Annotated in this window: 11 protein-coding genes; 6 read left to right on the top strand and 5 right to left on the bottom strand. The window is 69.9% G+C overall.

Annotated elements, in window-relative coordinates:
- Positions 1-51: 51 nt before the first annotated feature.
- The 4 genes from ACQPYZ_RS18670 to ACQPYZ_RS18655 all read right to left on the bottom strand — a co-directional run bounded on the left by ACQPYZ_RS18670 (position 52) and on the right by ACQPYZ_RS18655 (position 6,735).
- Positions 52-552: a GNAT family N-acetyltransferase gene (locus tag ACQPYZ_RS18670; protein ID WP_433157323.1), complete on the bottom strand. Its 501-nt coding sequence runs from the start codon at positions 550-552 to the stop codon at positions 52-54.
- 215 nt (positions 553-767) lie between these two features.
- Positions 768-1,952, bottom strand: coding sequence for a hypothetical protein (locus ACQPYZ_RS18665; protein ID WP_433157321.1), 1,185 nt, complete (start codon positions 1,950-1,952; stop codon positions 768-770).
- A gap of 55 nt (positions 1,953-2,007) precedes the next feature.
- On the bottom strand, positions 2,008-4,389 hold the full coding sequence (locus ACQPYZ_RS18660) for a DEAD/DEAH box helicase (protein ID WP_433169716.1): 2,382 nt from the start codon (positions 4,387-4,389) through the stop codon (positions 2,008-2,010).
- 459 nt (positions 4,390-4,848) lie between these two features.
- Positions 4,849-6,735, bottom strand: coding sequence for an ABC transporter ATP-binding protein (locus ACQPYZ_RS18655; RefSeq protein WP_433169714.1), 1,887 nt, complete (start codon positions 6,733-6,735; stop codon positions 4,849-4,851).
- Between the two features lie 181 nt (positions 6,736-6,916).
- Between ACQPYZ_RS18655 and ACQPYZ_RS18650 the strand changes: the two genes are divergently transcribed.
- Genes ACQPYZ_RS18650 through ACQPYZ_RS18635 form a run of 4 tightly spaced genes read left to right on the top strand, consistent with a single transcriptional unit; the run spans position 6,917 to position 12,220 of the window.
- The gene (locus ACQPYZ_RS18650) at positions 6,917-7,687 is read left to right on the top strand and encodes a TetR/AcrR family transcriptional regulator (RefSeq protein WP_433157319.1); all 771 of its coding nucleotides are present in this window, start codon (positions 6,917-6,919) and stop codon (positions 7,685-7,687) included.
- Between the two features lie 41 nt (positions 7,688-7,728).
- Positions 7,729-8,394, top strand: a complete 666-nt coding sequence (locus tag ACQPYZ_RS18645) for a TetR/AcrR family transcriptional regulator (RefSeq protein ID WP_433157316.1) — start codon at positions 7,729-7,731, stop codon at positions 8,392-8,394.
- Entirely contained in the window at positions 8,394-10,127 is a 1,734-nt protein-coding gene (locus tag ACQPYZ_RS18640; protein WP_433157313.1) for an ABC transporter ATP-binding protein, read from the top strand. Before ACQPYZ_RS18645 ends, ACQPYZ_RS18640 begins: the two co-directional genes overlap by 1 nt.
- Complete coding sequence (locus ACQPYZ_RS18635; protein WP_433157310.1) at positions 10,124-12,220, top strand: ABC transporter ATP-binding protein; 2,097 nt, start codon at positions 10,124-10,126, stop codon at positions 12,218-12,220. Before ACQPYZ_RS18640 ends, ACQPYZ_RS18635 begins: the two co-directional genes overlap by 4 nt.
- Positions 12,221-12,262: 42 nt before the next feature.
- Here the strand turns inward: ACQPYZ_RS18635 and ACQPYZ_RS18630 are convergent, their stop codons facing one another.
- Positions 12,263-13,438 (bottom strand): IS110 family transposase, encoded by a 1,176-nt coding sequence (locus tag ACQPYZ_RS18630; RefSeq protein WP_433157307.1) that lies wholly within the window; start codon positions 13,436-13,438, stop codon positions 12,263-12,265.
- A gap of 200 nt (positions 13,439-13,638) precedes the next feature.
- On the opposite strand from ACQPYZ_RS18630, the gene ACQPYZ_RS18625 reads away from it, so the two are divergent.
- Positions 13,639-14,970, top strand: a complete 1,332-nt coding sequence (locus ACQPYZ_RS18625) for a hypothetical protein (protein WP_433157305.1) — start codon at positions 13,639-13,641, stop codon at positions 14,968-14,970.
- On the top strand, positions 14,954-15,892 hold the full coding sequence (locus ACQPYZ_RS18620; protein ID WP_433157302.1) for a nucleoside hydrolase: 939 nt from the start codon (positions 14,954-14,956) through the stop codon (positions 15,890-15,892). Before ACQPYZ_RS18625 ends, ACQPYZ_RS18620 begins: the two co-directional genes overlap by 17 nt.
- The last annotated feature ends 10 nt before the right edge of the window (positions 15,893-15,902 follow it).

The following is a 15,902-nucleotide window of genomic DNA, read 5'->3' as shown; positions in this document are numbered from 1 at the left end:
GCACGTGCGCAAGTGAATCGGCGAGTTCGGATGAACCTTTTACGACCCGGTTCAGGTCGTCACGGGATAGCGGAGCTCGCCCCGCGGGAGGACGTCGCCGGTGAGGGAGAGGGCCATCAGGTTGGGTCCGTCGAACTCTGGATGACGGATGCCGAACGCAGTCGCCTGTCGGAAACCGAACCGCGGGTAGTACTCGGCGTGACCGAGCACGACGACGGATCGCTCACCGCGTGCACGCGCTGTGTCCAGCACGGCGCGGACGGCCGCGCCGCCGGCGCCTTTGCGCTGGTACGCCGGGAGGACGGCGACCGGCCCGAGGGACAGGACCGGGGTGTCGCCGACATGACACCGCGTGAGCAGGGCATGCGCCACCAGCCGGTCGTCGACGGTCGCGACGTACGACAACCCGTCGAGCCAGGCGACCGGGTCGGCCCGGAGCGCGTCGAGGAAGTCGACCTCGAACTGGCGCCCGAACGCCTGGCGGGTGACCTCACGGATGGTTTCGATGTCCGCGCTCGTCTCGGCGCGGGTCTTCCAGGTGATGCTGGACAACGGGGGAACCCTTTCGGGTCGAGGGGCTCCGCGTCAGGCGGGCCCCGCGGTGAGTTGGCTGACCGGAATGGCTGCCGCGCAGGCGACAGCACCCACTGACGCGGTCATCAACTCACCTCCTCCACGCTCCGAAGTCATCGACACCCTACCGACACACTTAGGCCGGGCGCGCCGGATTTACCGGCGCGGGTCGGCCACCAGTCAGCTGTGCGCGGCTACCAGTCGGTCGTGAGTGCGCTCAGTGGATCGGTGGTGGCTGGCGCGGTGGGGGTCCAGGTGTTGTCGATGCGCCGGTAGGGGTGCCAGCGGCCGCGGCGGTCCAGGCGGAGTTGGGTATCCCCACCGACGGTGATCCGGTTGTCGGTGATCTCGACCGTGAACTCGGCCGCGGCGAGTTCGGTCCGGGCGCGGGCCAGCTCCGCGGGATCCGGCGTCCAGGTGTGGTCGAGGACGTCGAGGCCGGGCGCGCCGCCGTACCTCCAAGCTTGGATGCCGCGGGCAAAGTCTTCGCCGCCACCACCGAGGGGCTCGGTGAGCTCGGGGAAGTCGGCGGCCAGGCGTACGGCGTCCTGCCACTCGTCGAGCGGCTGCGGCTCCGGCGTCCCGTGCAGCAGCGCGCTCAGGAGCGCGCGGGCCCGGCGCGACGCGTCCAGCACCAGCAACGGCAGCGTCGCCGGGGCGAACCCCTGTGGAGGCTCGATCCCGCTCACCGCCAGCTCGTCCGCCGTCACCTTGCCCGGCAACTCCGGTACGTCGGGCAGGTCCGCGACCGCGGCGGCCAGCACCTCGGTCATCGCCACGCCCGTCTCAGCGGGCCGCACAGGGGCTTGAGCGTCGCCCCGGACCTGGCGGCTCTGCAGTTGGTCGAGCAGCTCCTCGCGCGAACGACCGCGCAGGAGCAGCAGCACGAACGGGTCGGAGTCGAGCAGCCAGGCGACCTGGTAGCAGAGCCCGGCGGCGTGCTGGCAGGGAAGCTCCCAGCCGTCGCAGGTGCAGCTGGGGTCGAGGTCTCCGATCTGGGGGAGCAGCGGGACGCCGGCGTCGGCCGCGGCTTCGACCAGGTCGTGCGGCATCTCGCCTTCCAGCAGCGCGGCGATGTGCCCGGCGCGCGCCGCGACCTGGTCGAGGAACCGGTCCCAGTCGGCCTCGGTCAGCTGGTCGACCCGGATGACCGCCTCGTACGTGTCCTCTGGTGCGTACACGGTCGCCGCGATCCGCCCCGGGCTGATCGTGATCGTCCCGACCTGCCCGGAGTTCGCGTAGCGGCGGCCCTTGCGCAACTGGTCGGAGTCCAGCGACGTATCCTCCAAGGCCTGCACCCAGGCGCGCGCCCACCACGACCGGCCACGCGTACTGCGCCGCTGCGCCTCGAACGCCGGAAACCCTCGCGCCTCCGTCACCGCAGCCCACCCCCGACCGCAACCAGGCCGACCAGCCCGACATCCACCGTCGTCCTCATCGGGGGCCACCTCGCAGCTCGACCAGGTCGGCCAGCTCGGCGTCGGACAGCTCGGTGAGGGCTGCCTCGCCGCCGGCGAGCACGGCTTCGGCGAGCTCGCGCTTGCCGGCGAGCATGGCCGCGATCCGGTCCTCGATGGTGCCCTCGGCAATCAACCGGTGCACCTGAACCGGTTTCGTCTGCCCGATCCGGTACGCCCGGTCGGTCGCCTGATCCTCCACCGCCGGATTCCACCACCGGTCGTAGTGCACGACGTGATCGGCCCGCGTCAGGTTGAGCCCCGTCCCGGCCGCCTTCAGCGACAGCAGGAAGACCGGGACGTCGCCGGCCTGGAACCGATCGACCAGCTCCTCGCGTTTCGGCACCGGCGTCCCACCGTGCAGCAACTGAGAGCCGATGCCACGCTCGGCGAGATGTCGCTCGAGCAGCCGTGCCATCGCGACGTACTGCGTGAAGACGAGGACGGCACCGTCCTCCGCGAGAATCGTCTCGAGCAACTCGTCGAGCAGCTCGAGCTTGCCGGACCGCCCGGTCAGCCGGGCCGCATCACTCTCCTTCAGATACTGCGCCGGGTGGTTGCAGATCTGCTTGAGCCCGGTCAGCAGCTTGACGATCAGCCCTCGCCGCGCCATCCGGTCGCTGTCCTTCACCTCGGCCATCAGCTCTCGGACGGTCGCCTCGTAGAGCACGGCCTGTTCGCGGGTCAGCGACACCGGCTGATCCGTCTCCGTCTTCGGTGGCAGCTCCGGCGCGATCCCCGGATCCGACTTGCGCCGCCGGAGCAGGAACGGCCGGACCAGCGTGGCGAGCCGTTCGGCGACCTCTTCGTCCTTGTCCGCCTCGATCGGCGTCGCCCACTGGGTCCGGAACGTGCCGAGTCGGCCGAGCAGCCCGGGCGTCGTCCAGTCGAGGATCGCCCACAACTCGGAGAGGTTGTTCTCCACCGGCGTACCGGTCAGGGCGACCCGGGCCTGCGACGGCACGGTCCGCAACGCCTTCGCCGTACCCGACGACGGATTCTTCACGTGCTGCGCCTCGTCCGCGACGACCAGCGCCCACCGATGCCCGGCCAGCCGTACGGCGTCCCGCCGCAACGTCCCGTACGTCGTCAGCACGAAGCCGTCCTCGGCTCCGTCGAGGGATCGCGCCGAGCCGTGGAAGCGGCGGACCGGCGTCCCCGGGGCGAACCGCTGGACCTCGCGCTCCCAGTTGCCGAGCAGCGACGCCGGGCAGACCACGAGCGTCGGGCCGGCGGTCGCGGGAGAGGTCTGGCGGTGGAGGTGCAGAGAGATGAGCGTGATCGTCTTGCCGAGGCCCATGTCGTCGGCGAGGCATCCGCCGAGACCGAGCGACGTCATCCGCGCGAGCCAGCGCAGCCCGCGCAGTTGGTAGTCGCGCAGGGTCGCCTGCAGCTCGCGCGGTGCGTCGATCGGCTCGTCGGCGCGGTCGGGGTCGGCGATCCGGGCGCGGAGGTCGTCGAGCCACTCGGCCGGCTTCACTGGAATCTGGCGGCCGTCGACCTCGGTGGTCCCGGTGAGCGCCGCGCCCAGGGCGTCGATCGCGGTGACCGGTTTGAGGATCCGCTCGCGGGCCTTGCGCGCCAGCTCGGGGTCGATCAGCATCCACTGGTCGCGCAGCCGGACCACCGGCCGGGTCGCCTCGGCCAGCTGATCCAGCTCGGCTTCCGTCAGCGGGTCGTTGCCGAGCGCAACCTGCCAGCTGAAGTCGAGGGTCGCGTCGCCGCCGAAGAAGCTGGGCAGGTCGCTCGGCGGTCCGTCCGACTTCGTGATCGCCGCCCGTGCGGTGAGCGATCGCCCGAGGCTGCGCGGCCAGTGCAGGTCGACGCCCGCGGCCGCGAGTCGCTGCCCACTACCCGCGAGCAGGTCACCGACCTCCTCGTCGGACAGCTCCATCCGGTCCGGTACGGCGGAGTCGAGCAGACGACCGAGTGGCGCCCACACGCGGCTTGCCCGCCGAATCGCCAGCGTGGCGTCGATCCGGGCCCGCGGACCGAACCCCGGAACGTCCTCGGCCCACACGTCGGTCGCGTCCCGCACGAGCGTCGGATCCTGCAGGCTGTGCAGCTGCACGACCGCCCCGAACGCCATCGACTCCGGCAACTCGATCCGCAGCGAGATCCGCACCCCGGTGTCGAGCCCCACCGACACCTCGTCCGCCCACGACCGCAACCCCTCGGCCCGCTGTGGTTTCACGGCGGTGAACAGGTTGGTCCGATGAGCCTTCGCCGCGGCCGGCGACCTCGGCATCCCATCTGCAACCGCGTCCAGGAACCCCCGGATCAACTCTTCGGCCACCGGCAACCGCACCTCGGCGGACGGCTCGTCGGACAGGGGCAGTGCGCGCGCGGCCGGCGGCATGGCTTCGGCCAGGGAGAGGAGGCGGTTGATGTCCTGCTCGTCCAAGGGGCCCACACGCCAGGCGTCGTGGCCGGCGGGGGAGACACCCGGAAGCAGCTTGCCGCGGGCGACCAGTTGGAGGGCGGCCAGCGACGCGGCGCCCCAGAAGGCAGCCGAGGGGTGCGCACCGGGAGTCTGGCGGGCACGGCCGAGCAGAGGTACGGCGTCGGCCACCGGGAGCTCGATCGCGCGGACGCTCACCAGCTCCGAGTCGACGACCAACTCGAGTCGCGACTGCTCGCCGACGCCGAGCGGCAGCTCAGCACCGTCCGGCTCCCAGAAACACACCCGCCCGTCCCGCGGCGGGTCCGCCGGCCGGAAAACCACCGCACACCCCGCGAGCTCCTGCAACGCCGTACCCGCCAACCCAACGCCCTCCTAGGCAACCACCCCCGACCAACGACCATCCGCCACTGAGCCTCAGACCTTGAGCACCTCCGCCTCCGTGGGCCCGGCGCCCGGCTGGTCGAACTGCGTCCGGTACAGCTCCTCGTAGCGACCGCCCGCGGCCAGGAGGTCGGCATGCTTGCCCTGCTCGACGATCCGGCCGTCCTCGATCACGAGGATCTGGTCGGCGGCACGGATGGTGGACAGCCGGTGGGCGATCACCACCGCCGTCCGCCCTTCCAGCGCCTCCGTCAGCGCGGCCTGCACCGCGGCCTCGTTCGTGGAGTCGAGCGCCGCCGTCGCCTCGTCGAGGATCACGACCCGCGGCTGAGCCAGCAGCAGCCGGGCGATCGTCAGCCGCTGACGCTCACCACCGGACAACCGATAACCGCGCTCGCCGACGACCGTGTCCAGCTGATCGGGCAGCGACCGGATGAGCGTGCCCAGCCGCGCTCGCGTGAGCGCGTCCCACAGGTCGTCCTCGGAGGCTTCCGGCCGGGCGAGCAGCAGGTTCTCCCGGATGCTGTCGTGGAACAGATGCCCGTCCTGCGTGACCATGCCGAGCGTGTCCCGCAACGACTCAGCGCTCACGTCGCGGACGTCGACGCCCGCCAGCTTCACCGAGCCCGAGTCGACGTCGTACAGCCTGGGGATGAGCTGCGCGATCGTCGACTTGCCGGCGCCGGACGAGCCCACGAGGGCGACCACCTGACCGGGCTCGGCTCGGAAGGACAGGTCGTGCAGCACCTCGACCCCGCCGCGGGTGTCGAGCTTCGCCACTTCCTCCAGCGAGGCCAGCGAGACCTTGTCGGCCGACGGGTACGCGAACGTGACGTGCGAGAACTCGACCGACACCGGACCCGGGGGCACCGTCCCGGCGTCCGGCTTGTCCTTGATCAGCGGCTCCAGATCCAGCACCTCGAAGACCCGCTCGAAGCTGACCAGAGCGGTCATCACCTCGAGCCGGGCACTCGCCAGCGCGGTCAGCGGCGAGTACAACCGGGTGAGCAGCAGCGCCATCGCGACGACGGCACCCGCGTCGAGTTGGTCGCGCAGCGCGTAGAAGCCGCCGAGCCCGTAGACGACGGCCAGCGCCAGCGCCGACACCAGGGTCAGCGAGGTGACGAACACCCACTGCACCATCGCCGTCCGGACACCGATGTCGCGCACGCGCCGCGCCCGGACCGCGAACTCGGCCGACTCCCGCGCCGGCCGGCCGAACAGCTTGACCAGCGTCGCGCCCGGCGCCGAGAACCGCTCGGTCATCTGCGTACTCATGGTGGCGTTGTAGTCGGCAGCCTCCCGCTCGAGCGCGGCCAGCCGGTTGCCGATCCGGCGCGCCGGGATGACGAAGATCGGCAGGATCACGAGCGCGAGCAGGGTGATCTGCCAGGAGACCCGGAGCATGACGACGAGCGTCAGCACGAGCATCACGAGGTTGCTGACCACGCCCGAGAGCGTGTCGCTGAACGCCCGCTGCGCGCCGATGACGTCGTTGTTCAGCCGGGAGACCAGCGCGCCGGTCCGTGTCCGGGTGAAGAACGCGATCGGCATCCGCTGGATGTGGTCGAACACGGCCGTCCGCAGGTCGAGGATCAGCCCCTCGCCGATCCGCGCGGACAGCCAGCGGGTGAGCAGGCCGAGCCCGGCTTCGGCCACGGCGATGACTGCGATCAGCACAGCGAGCTGCAGCACGGTGCTGAACGGCTTCCCGCCGACGATCGCGTCGACCACCCGCCCGGCCAGCACCGGCGTCGCGACCGCGAGCACCGCGGCGCCGACACTGAGCGCCAGGAACGCGATCAGCGCGCGCCGGTGCGGTCGCGCGAAGGCCAGGATGCGTTTCAGCGTGGCCTTCGAGAACGGACGCTTCTCGTCCTGTCTGTGCATCGCGTGGTACATCGACGTCCACGCGGTCATTTCCATACTCACGGCACGGCTCCGGCAGTTCGGTGGTCGAGGAGGAGACGATGATCGCGCAGACCACCGACAGTTTCCGACCGTAGAACCTCAACACACCTTGAGGTCAATCCCAGCCCCTAACTGAGTACACTGTACGAAGTAGCTCCAGCAGTGTAGCCACTCCGGGAGAATCGCGCACATGAACCAGGAGTACAGCGGCAGCGGCGACCCCGCGAAGAGCCTCGAGCTGCTCTGGCGCCGCCGTCCGCAACCCACCCGCGGCCCGAAGCCGGCGCTCACCGTCGAGGGCATCGTCGAGGCGGCCCTGCGGATCGCCGACGCCGACGGGATCGGCGGGCTGTCGATGCGCCGGGTCGCCGACGAGCTCGGCGTCGGCGCAATGACGCTGTACCGCTATGTCCCGGGCAAGGGCGAGCTCCTCGACGTCATGCTCGACACCGTGTACGGCGAGCTGCCGCGACGCGCCGTGGACGGTGGCTGGCGGGCCCGGCTCGACGAGGTCGCGAGGGAGAACCGCGAGCTGTACCTGCGGCACCCGTGGATGCTGCACGTCGCGGTCAGCCGGCCGCCACTCGGGCCGCACGTGATGGCGAAGTACGAGTACGAGCTGGCCGCGGTCGAGGGGATCGGGCTGACCGATCTCGAGATGGACGCGACCGTCGCCCTGGTCAACGGGTACGTCCACGGCGCCGTCCGGACCGCGGTCGAGGCCCGGCAGGTGATCCAGCGGTCCGGGATCACGGACAAGGAGTGGTGGCTGGCGCACGTGCCGCACCTGGACAAGATCGGCGATGCGCAGAACTTCCCGCTCGCCTCCCGGGTCGGGACCGCGGTCGGGAGTGAGTTCGACGCCCCGTACGACGCCGATCACGCGTTCGAATACGGTCTCGAACGGCTGCTGGACGGCGTATCCTCGCTGGTGGAGATCCGGTCCGGACCGAAAGAGTAAATGTGTTTGTGAGTGAGTACTCACTCAGTTAGTCTCAGGGCATGCCACCTCGCGCTGCCCCACTGCCACCCGACGAACGGCGTGCCGCCATCGTCCGGGCCACCCTGCCGCTGCTGGAGGAGCACGGCACCGAGGTCAGCACCAAGCAGATCGCTGAGGCGGCCGGGATCGCCGAGGGCACGATCTTCCGCGCGTTCGGCAGCAAGGACGCGCTGATCGACGCCGCGTTCGCCGCGGCCATGGACACCACCGACCTGATCCGGGCGCTGGAGCGGGTCGACCGCTCGCTGCCGCTGCGGGAGCGGATGATCGCCGCGGTCGAGGTCGCCCAGCAGCGACTGCGCGGCGTCTTCCGCCTGATGGTCGCGCTGCGGATGCGCAAGCCGCCGGACTTCAAGTCCTCGGCGATGGACGAGGCCCGTCGCAAGCGCGAGTCCGATCTGGCCAACGCCGCGTTCGCCGACCTGCTCCGGCCGGACGCGGACCAGCTGCGGTTCCCGCCCGAGGAGGTGGTCCGCCGGATCGGGCTGATCACCTTCTCCGCCACCCACCCACTGATTTCGGGCGGCCAGGTGCTGTCCGCCGCGGAGATCGTCGACTTCGCCCTCGACGGTGTCCGGCAGCGTGACAGCCGGCAGCCGGCCGCCCAGGAGATCGCCGAGTTCGCGCTCGGCGGTCCCGGTAACCACGACTCTGGGGATGCCTGATGTTAGTTCGCGTCTTGCGTACGCACCTACGGCCGTACGCGGGAAACCTGTCCCTGGTGGTCGTCCTGCAGCTGATCGGGACGATCGCCTCCCTCTACCTGCCCAGCCTGAACGCCGACATCATCGACAACGGGGTCGCCAAGGGTGACACCGGCTACATCATGGAGACCGGCGGCTGGATGCTCGGCGTCAGCCTGGTGCAGATCATCTGCACGATCGTCGCCGTGTACTTCGGCGCCAAGACGGCGGCCTTGTTCGGCCGGGACGTCCGGTCGGCCGTGTTCCACCGGGTCGGCGAGTTCTCGGCCCGGGAGGTGAACCAGTTCGGCGCGCCGACGCTGATCTCCCGGAGCACGAACGACGTCACCCAGATCCAGATGCTGGTGGTGACCACCTGCACGATGCTGGTGGCCGCGCCGATCACGATGGTCGGCGGAGTGGTGATGGCGGTCCGCGAGGACGTCGGCCTGTCCTGGCTCGTGGCCGTCGCCGTACCGCTGCTGGCGGCCTCCATCGGCCTCATCGCCAGCCGGATGGTCCCGCAGTTCCGGAAGATGCAGACGAACATCGACGGCGTCAACCGGGTGCTGCGTGAGCAGATCACCGGCATCCGGGTGGTACGGGCGTTCGTCCGCGAGCCGCACGAGGTCGAACGCTTCGGCGACGCCAACCAGGACCTGACCGACACCGCCGTCCGGGCCGGGCGGCTGATGGCCCTGGTGTTCCCGGTGGTCATGCTGATCCTGAACCTGTCCAGCGTCGCGGTGCTGTGGTTCGGTGCCTCCCGGGTGGAGAACGGGACAATGGAGGTCGGTGCGCTGACCGCGTTCCTCAGCTACCTGATCCAGATCCTGTTCTCGGTGATGATGGCGACGTTCGTGATGATCATGGTGCCGCGGGCCTCGGTCTGCGCGGACCGGATCGCCGAGGTGCTCGACACCGAGTCCTCGGTCCGGCCGCCGGTCACCCCGATCCGCGAGTTCACCGGCCGCGGCGAGCTGGTGTTCGAGAACGCCTCGTTCCAGTACCCGGGCGCCGCCGAGCCGGTGCTGCGGGACATCAGCTTCGTTGCCTCGCCGGGGCAGACGACGGCGATCATCGGCAGCACCGGTGCCGGCAAGACCACGCTGCTGTCGCTGGTTCCGCGGTTGTTCGACGCGACCGCGGGCCGGGTGCTCGTCGACGGCATCGACGTCCGCGAGATCGAGCCCGAGGCCTTGTGGGAGCGCATCGGCCTGGTGCCACAACGCCCGTACCTGTTCTCCGGGACGGTCGCCAGCAACCTGCGCTACGGTAACCCGGACGCCACCGACGAGGAGCTCTGGGCGGCGCTGGAGATTGCTCAGGGCAAGGACTTCGTCGAGGCGATGCCGGAGGGCCTGGAGGCCCCGATCGCCCAGGGCGGCACGAACGTGTCCGGCGGTCAGCGGCAGCGGCTGGCGATCGCGCGGGCGCTGGTGCGCAAGCCGGAGATCTATCTGTTCGACGACTCGTTCTCCGCGCTCGACCTGTCCACCGACGCCCGGTTGCGGGCGGCGCTGCGGCCGGTGACGGCGGACGCGTGCCTGGTGATCGTCGCCCAGCGGGTGTCGACGATCGTCGACGCCGACCAGATCGTCGTGATCGAGGACGGCGCGATCGTCGGCAAGGGCCGGCACGAGGAGCTGCTCGAGACCTGCCCGACGTACGTCGAGATCGTCGAGTCCCAGCGGTCCGCGGAGGAGGCGGCATGAGCGAGGAGCAGAAGTCGTCACCGAACGGTCAGGGTGCGGCGAGTGGTCCGGGGTCGGCTGGGTCGGCCGGGCCGAGCGGGTCGGCTGGGTCGGCGACGGTGAAGGCGACCGAGCGGCCGACGACCGGACGGGCGTTCGGGCCGCCCGGCGGCATCCCGGGGGACAAGTCGATGAACTTCGTCCCGTCGGGCAAGCGGCTGCTGCGCCGGCTGCGCCCGCACCGGACCCAGGTGCTCGGCGTGATCCTGCTCGGGATCTTCAGCGTCGGGCTGTCCGTGCTCGGCCCGAAGATCCTCGGCCGGGCGACCGACATCATCTTCGCCGGCGCGATCGGCAAGCAGTTGCCCAGCGGGCTGAGCAAGGAGCAGGTGATCGAGCAGACCCGGGCCGTCGGCAACGGCCGGCTCGCCGACCTGCTGCAGGGGATCGACCTGATCCCGGGCGTCGGCATCGACTTCGATGCCCTGCGCAACGTCCTGCTGCTGGTCCTCGGTCTGTACGCCGGCGCGTTCCTGCTCTCCTGGATGCAGGGCTACATCCTGAACGGCGTGGTCCAGCAGACCATCTTCGACCTGCGCTCCGAGGTCGAGGACAAGCTGAACCGGCTGCCGCTCAGCTACTTCGACGGCGCGCCCCGCGGTGAGCTGCTCAGCCGGGTGACGAACGACATCGACAACATCTCCACCAGCCTGCAGCAGACGCTGAGCCAGCTGCTGACGTCGCTGCTGACGGTGATCGGCGTGGTCACGATGATGTTCGTGATCTCGCCGCTGCTGGCGCTGATCGCGCTGGTCACCGTCCCGGTGTCGATGATCCTGACGGCGGCGATCGCCAAGCGGTCGCAGACCCGGTTCGTCGCCCAGTGGCGGCACACCGGCGCGCTCAACGGTCAGATCGAGGAGGCATTCACCGGGCACGAGCTCGTGAAGGTCTTCGGCCGGCAGAAGGAGATCGAGGCGGAGTTCGCCAAGAAGAACGAGGAGCTGTACCACGCGGCGTTCGGCGCGCAGTTCATCTCCGGCCTGATCATGCCACTGATGATGTTCATCGGGAACGTGAACTACGTGGTGATCGCGGTGGTCGGCGGGCTGCGGGTCGCGTCCGGGACGATGTCGCTCGGCGACGTCCAGGCGTTCATCCAGTACTCGCGCCAGTTCACCCAGCCGCTGACCCAGATCGCGTCGATGGCGAACCTGCTGCAGTCCGGCGTCGCGTCGGCCGAGCGGGTGTTCGAGGTGCTGGACGCCGAGGAGCAGGTGCCGGACGACAAGACGCCGGCGAAGGTGACGGAGGCGCGCGGGCGGGTCGAGTTCGAGCACGTGTCGTTCTCGTACGACCCGGACAAGCCGCTGATCACCGACTTGAGCCTGATCGCCGAGCCGGGTCAGACGGTCGCGATCGTCGGCCCGACCGGGGCCGGCAAGACGACGCTGGTCAACCTGATCATGCGGTTCTACGAGCTGAACGGCGGCCGGATCACCCTCGACGGGGTCGACATCACCGAGCTGACCCGGCACGACCTGCGCTCGCGCATCGGCATGGTGCTGCAGGACACCTGGCTGTTCGGCGGCACGATCCGGGACAACATCCGCTACGGCAACCTGAACGCGTCCGAGGAGGACATGCTGGCCGCGGCCAAGGCGACGTACGTCGACCGGTTCGTGCACAGCCTGCCGGACGGGTACGACACGGTGATCGACGAGGAGGGCAGCAACGTCAGTGCGGGCGAGAAGCAGCTGCTGACCATCGCCCGGGCGTTCCTGGCCGATCCGCAGCTGCTGATCCTGGACGAGGCGACCAGCTCGGTCGACACCCGCACCGAGGTCCTCGTCCAGCGCGCGATGGCCGCCCTCCGCTCGGACCGGACCAGCTTCGTCATCGCCCACCGCCTGTCCACGATCCGCGACGCGGACCTGATCCTCGTCATGGAGAACGGCGCCATCGTCGAACAAGGCAACCACCAGGAGCTGCTCGCCGTCGACGGCGCCTACGCCCGCCTCTACAACGCCCAGTTCAGCGGCGCCGTAGTAGACATCGACGAAGAAGCCCCCGCAATCCCCACCCCACCCACCGCCGGAGCCCCAGCCAGGTAAACAGCACAGGGGCGCCACCCACCGGTGGCGCCCCTGATGCTCCTATAGAGCGCCGGGTGTCAAGTTCGGGGTGAGGGCTTGGGTGATGAGGGGTAGGAGTTCTCGGCACAGGGCGCGTTTGAGACAGCGCATGATTTCTTTGGTGGTTTTGCCTTCGGCGCGTCGTCGGGTGACGTAGGCGCGGGTGGGTTCGTGGTGGCGCATGCGGACCAAGACGATGGTGTGCAGGGCTGAGTTGGCGTGGCGGTCGCCGCCGCGGTTGAGGCGGACGCGGTGGGTGCGGCCGGAGGCGACGGCAACGGGGGAGGTTCCGCAGAGCGCGGCGAAGGCGGCGTTGCTGTGGAGGCGGTGGGGGTTGTCGCCGGCGGTGGTCAGCAGCTGGCCGGCGGTTTCGGGGCCGACGCCGCAGCGCTCGAGCAGCGCGGGTGCGGTGTGGCGGGTCAGGGCGCGGAGTTGGGTGTCGGCGTCGGTGATTTCCTCGGTGAGGTGCTGGCAGCGGCGGGCGAGGCGGCGCAGTGCGGTCTTGGTGGCCTGGACCGGGTCGGCCGGATCGGTCGCCGGGCGGAGCGCGATGGCGTGCTCGAGGAGTTGGTCGGTGGGCAGGCTGGCGAGTTGGCTGCGCAGCGGCTCGGGGGCGGTGACGACCAGGTGCTTGAGCGTGTTGGTCGCGGCGGTTCTGGCCTTGACCGCGCCGGAGCGCGTGGCCCGCAGGACGCGGATGGATTCCACCACACCGGTGCGGGTCTTCGGCGCGCCGGTCGCGGTGCCGGCCAAGACCGCGCGGGCCGCGGCCTCGGCGTCGATCGGGTCGGACTTGCCGCGCTGGCGGCGGGTCTGCCGGTTCGGCCGCGACACCTCCACCACCTGCACGTGTTCGGCGGTCAGCAGCCGCGCCAGTGAGGCGCCGTAGCTGCCGGTGCCCTCCACCCCCACCGCAGCTAGCTCGCCATGGCCGCCCAACCAGGCCAGCAGCCGCTTCTCTCCGGCGGTGGTGGCCGGGAACTGGGCATGGGCCAGCAGCCGGCCGAGATGATCCACACACGCCGCGGTGTGGGTATCCAGGTGGGTGTCGACCCCGCCGACAACCTGACCTGGCCCCGCGATGTCGGTGACGGCGAAGTGGGTAGTGCTGATCGGGTCTGTCATCGTAGAGACAGCCGTCCTTTCCATCTGCGAACCGGTACGGACGGCACGCACCGCCGGCTGGGCGGACAGCACATGGACGGGCCTCTGAGACAGGCTCCTATCAGGTCACGTTCCGTCCGGCCGGTGCGTGCAGCTCGCCGGCCAAAGACAGATCAGGCAAAAGTCAACCCCGCTCGGGGTGACGGTGGATAACTGGGTCACCCGGCCGGCAAGCACATCATCCATGTGGATAACTCCCGACGCGTCGTCGCCGACTATGAATTACTTGAGCCATGGCGACCGACCCGGCAGGAACCGCCCACCACCGCAGCGCTGCCGCTGCCCACCGGGTTGCCGCGAAGTTGGGAATCGCGGACCCGGCGAACCTCCGGACCTTGCGGGACGCGTACCTGGTGGCGTACGAGTTCCCGGCGCCGCTGATGGTGAGGATCGCCGACGACATGCTCGCGGACCTTCGGGAGGACGTCGGCTCGCGCCGTACGGACCGCGTCGTCGCCCTCGGACGCGACGGTCACAGCCTCGCCATCGCGATGGCCGGGCTGGACCGCCGGTTCGTCCGCCGCCACGTCTCGAACGTCGTGCTGTCGCGTGCGCTGGTCGAGAACGCCTTGCAAGATCTGGAGAGCCACCTCGGCCTGGAATTTCCTCAGGTCCATGGCTTTCGGCGGGTTGCCTCCCGGGTGGACCCGGCGGACACCGTCGGTGGGTTCAGGGTGCTCAGCGACTACCTGCAGGCGCACCGGGTGCCGGTAGGCAGGCCGGGGAGCAGGGTCACCGTGTTCGACACGAGCTTCAAGGGAACGGTGCAGGAGCTTCTGTCGGCCGTCTACCCGGAGACCACCTTGACTGGTCGGTACGCGTTCCACGGCGAGTCGCCGTACGATCCGCATCCCGGCAGCAAGAAGGGCTACGAGGTTCATCTCCCCGCCTCCCAGTCCCGGCAGGGGCGACCCTTCTACGTCCTCCCTGACGACGAGTCGAAGACCTTCGCGCACCAGCTCGCGATCAACAGTGTCGAGGAGTTGCTCGACGGCCCGATGACGACTCCGGTGCGAATCGGCGCCGACGGGCCGGCGCAGACCGGTCAGCGCAACGAGCCCGCTCTGTTGACCGGTCTCAGTCGAGGGCGGATCTCTCCACGGCTGGAGGGGCTGCGGGTGCGCGAGGGCGTGAAGGTGGTGAATCTGCTTGCCGTCGCGGACTGCGCGCGGGACGCGGCGGCGCTGCGGGACGCGGGCGCCGAGTACCGACCGTGGCTGGAGTCCGGGGCCCGGCGGTACCGGGCCGAGATCCGGGCATGGATCGCCGGCGGAGAGACGGATCCGCGGCTGAAGGAGTTTCTCGACTCCTTCGTCCATAGAACTGACAAGCAGCACGTGGAGCAGCTCGATCGCGCACTGATCACCGCGCAGGTGACGCCCCGTGAGAGCGCTGCGATCTGGGCTGCCTACGACCGCTGTGGCGGCGACGACGACAAACGAGTGTTCGTTCAGAATATTCTCGGCTCGGTGCAGGTAGGTGGAGGTGCGGATGGGCGGCAGTGGGCGGGGCGAGGATCCCGGTGGGGACTGGGTGGCTCTCGTCGGGATGGGCGAGAGCTTTGAGGAGTTCGGGGAGCAGGCCGACTCGCTGAAGGCGGGCGGTTTGCCCCCGGCTGCGGGGCGCGCGGCGATCACGCGTGCGCCGATGATCATCGACACCGACATCGGTGGCGATCCCGACGACACGGTTGCCGTCGTGGTCGCGGCGCGGAAGGTGCCGGAGCTCGCGCTGGTGATCACGAGCGACGAGTACGGCGGTGAGCGGGCGCGCTTCGTCCGCTACCTGCTCGATCTGGCGGGCCGGCCGGAGGTGCCGGTGGTCGCCGGCTCCGATCTCGGGAACAGCCGGCTGTACTGCGTCGACGGCCTGTTCCCGGACGACCTACCACGCCAGGGCGCCGATGTCGTCCAGGCGATCGAGACCGTGTGCGCGTCGACGTCGGGTCCGGTCCGCTGGGTGGGGATGGGACCACTGTCGAACCTCGCGGCGCTGCACGCGGCGCGACCCGAGCTCGTTGACCGGATGGTCGTGACGCAGATGGGCGGTGCGATCGTGTACCGGGACCCGTCGCGTGCCGAACACAACTTCCGGATGGATCCGCAGGCCGTGATCCGGATGCTGCCGGTGCTCGAGCGCGGTCTGCCGACGCTCGTCGTGTCCGACGTCACCTTCAACCCGGCGATGGAGATCACGGCCGACTCACCGATCTACAAGCGCTGGTCCGAACAGGGCGCGCCGCCGTGGGCGAGTGTGCTGGTTGCGCATTTCGATCGCTGGATGGAACGCCTCCCCGGCTCCATGCAGCACGATGGCCTCACCCTCGCGGCCGCCATGCTCTGGCCAGGAATCCGGTTCGCTCGCGAACGCGTCGTACTCGATCCGTTGGCGCGGATGAGTCGCGGCGATGACGGCACGGAGATCGTCATGTCGGTCAGCGCCGACTACAGCGCCTTCATGTCCTGGCTCGAGGCAGCGCTGAGCTGAGGGCGCCATC

It is taken from the genome of Kribbella sp. CA-247076 (genome assembly GCF_050942445.1).
In the GTDB taxonomy this organism is placed as follows: Bacteria; Actinomycetota; Actinomycetes; order Propionibacteriales; family Kribbellaceae; genus Kribbella.
This window is presented reverse-complemented; position numbering and strand designations above follow the sequence as displayed.

Excerpts from the sequence above, each read along its gene's own strand:
- ACQPYZ_RS18650 (WP_433157319.1), top strand. The coding sequence starts at position 6,917 with ATGAACCAGGAGTACAGCGGCAGCGGCGACCCCGCGAAGAGCCTCGAG.
- ACQPYZ_RS18640 (WP_433157313.1), top strand. The coding sequence starts at position 8,394 with ATGTTAGTTCGCGTCTTGCGTACGCACCTACGGCCGTACGCGGGAAAC.
- ACQPYZ_RS18620 (WP_433157302.1), top strand. The coding sequence starts at position 14,954 with ATGGGCGAGAGCTTTGAGGAGTTCGGGGAGCAGGCCGACTCGCTGAAG.
- ACQPYZ_RS18655 (WP_433169714.1), bottom strand. The coding sequence starts at position 6,735 with ATGACCGCGTGGACGTCGATGTACCACGCGATGCACAGACAGGACGAG.
- ACQPYZ_RS18660 (WP_433169716.1), bottom strand. The coding sequence starts at position 4,389 with ATGCCGCCGGCCGCGCGCGCACTGCCCCTGTCCGACGAGCCGTCCGCC.
- ACQPYZ_RS18635 (WP_433157310.1), top strand. The coding sequence starts at position 10,124 with ATGAGCGAGGAGCAGAAGTCGTCACCGAACGGTCAGGGTGCGGCGAGT.
- ACQPYZ_RS18645 (WP_433157316.1), top strand. The coding sequence starts at position 7,729 with ATGCCACCTCGCGCTGCCCCACTGCCACCCGACGAACGGCGTGCCGCC.
- ACQPYZ_RS18625 (WP_433157305.1), top strand. The coding sequence starts at position 13,639 with ATGGCGACCGACCCGGCAGGAACCGCCCACCACCGCAGCGCTGCCGCT.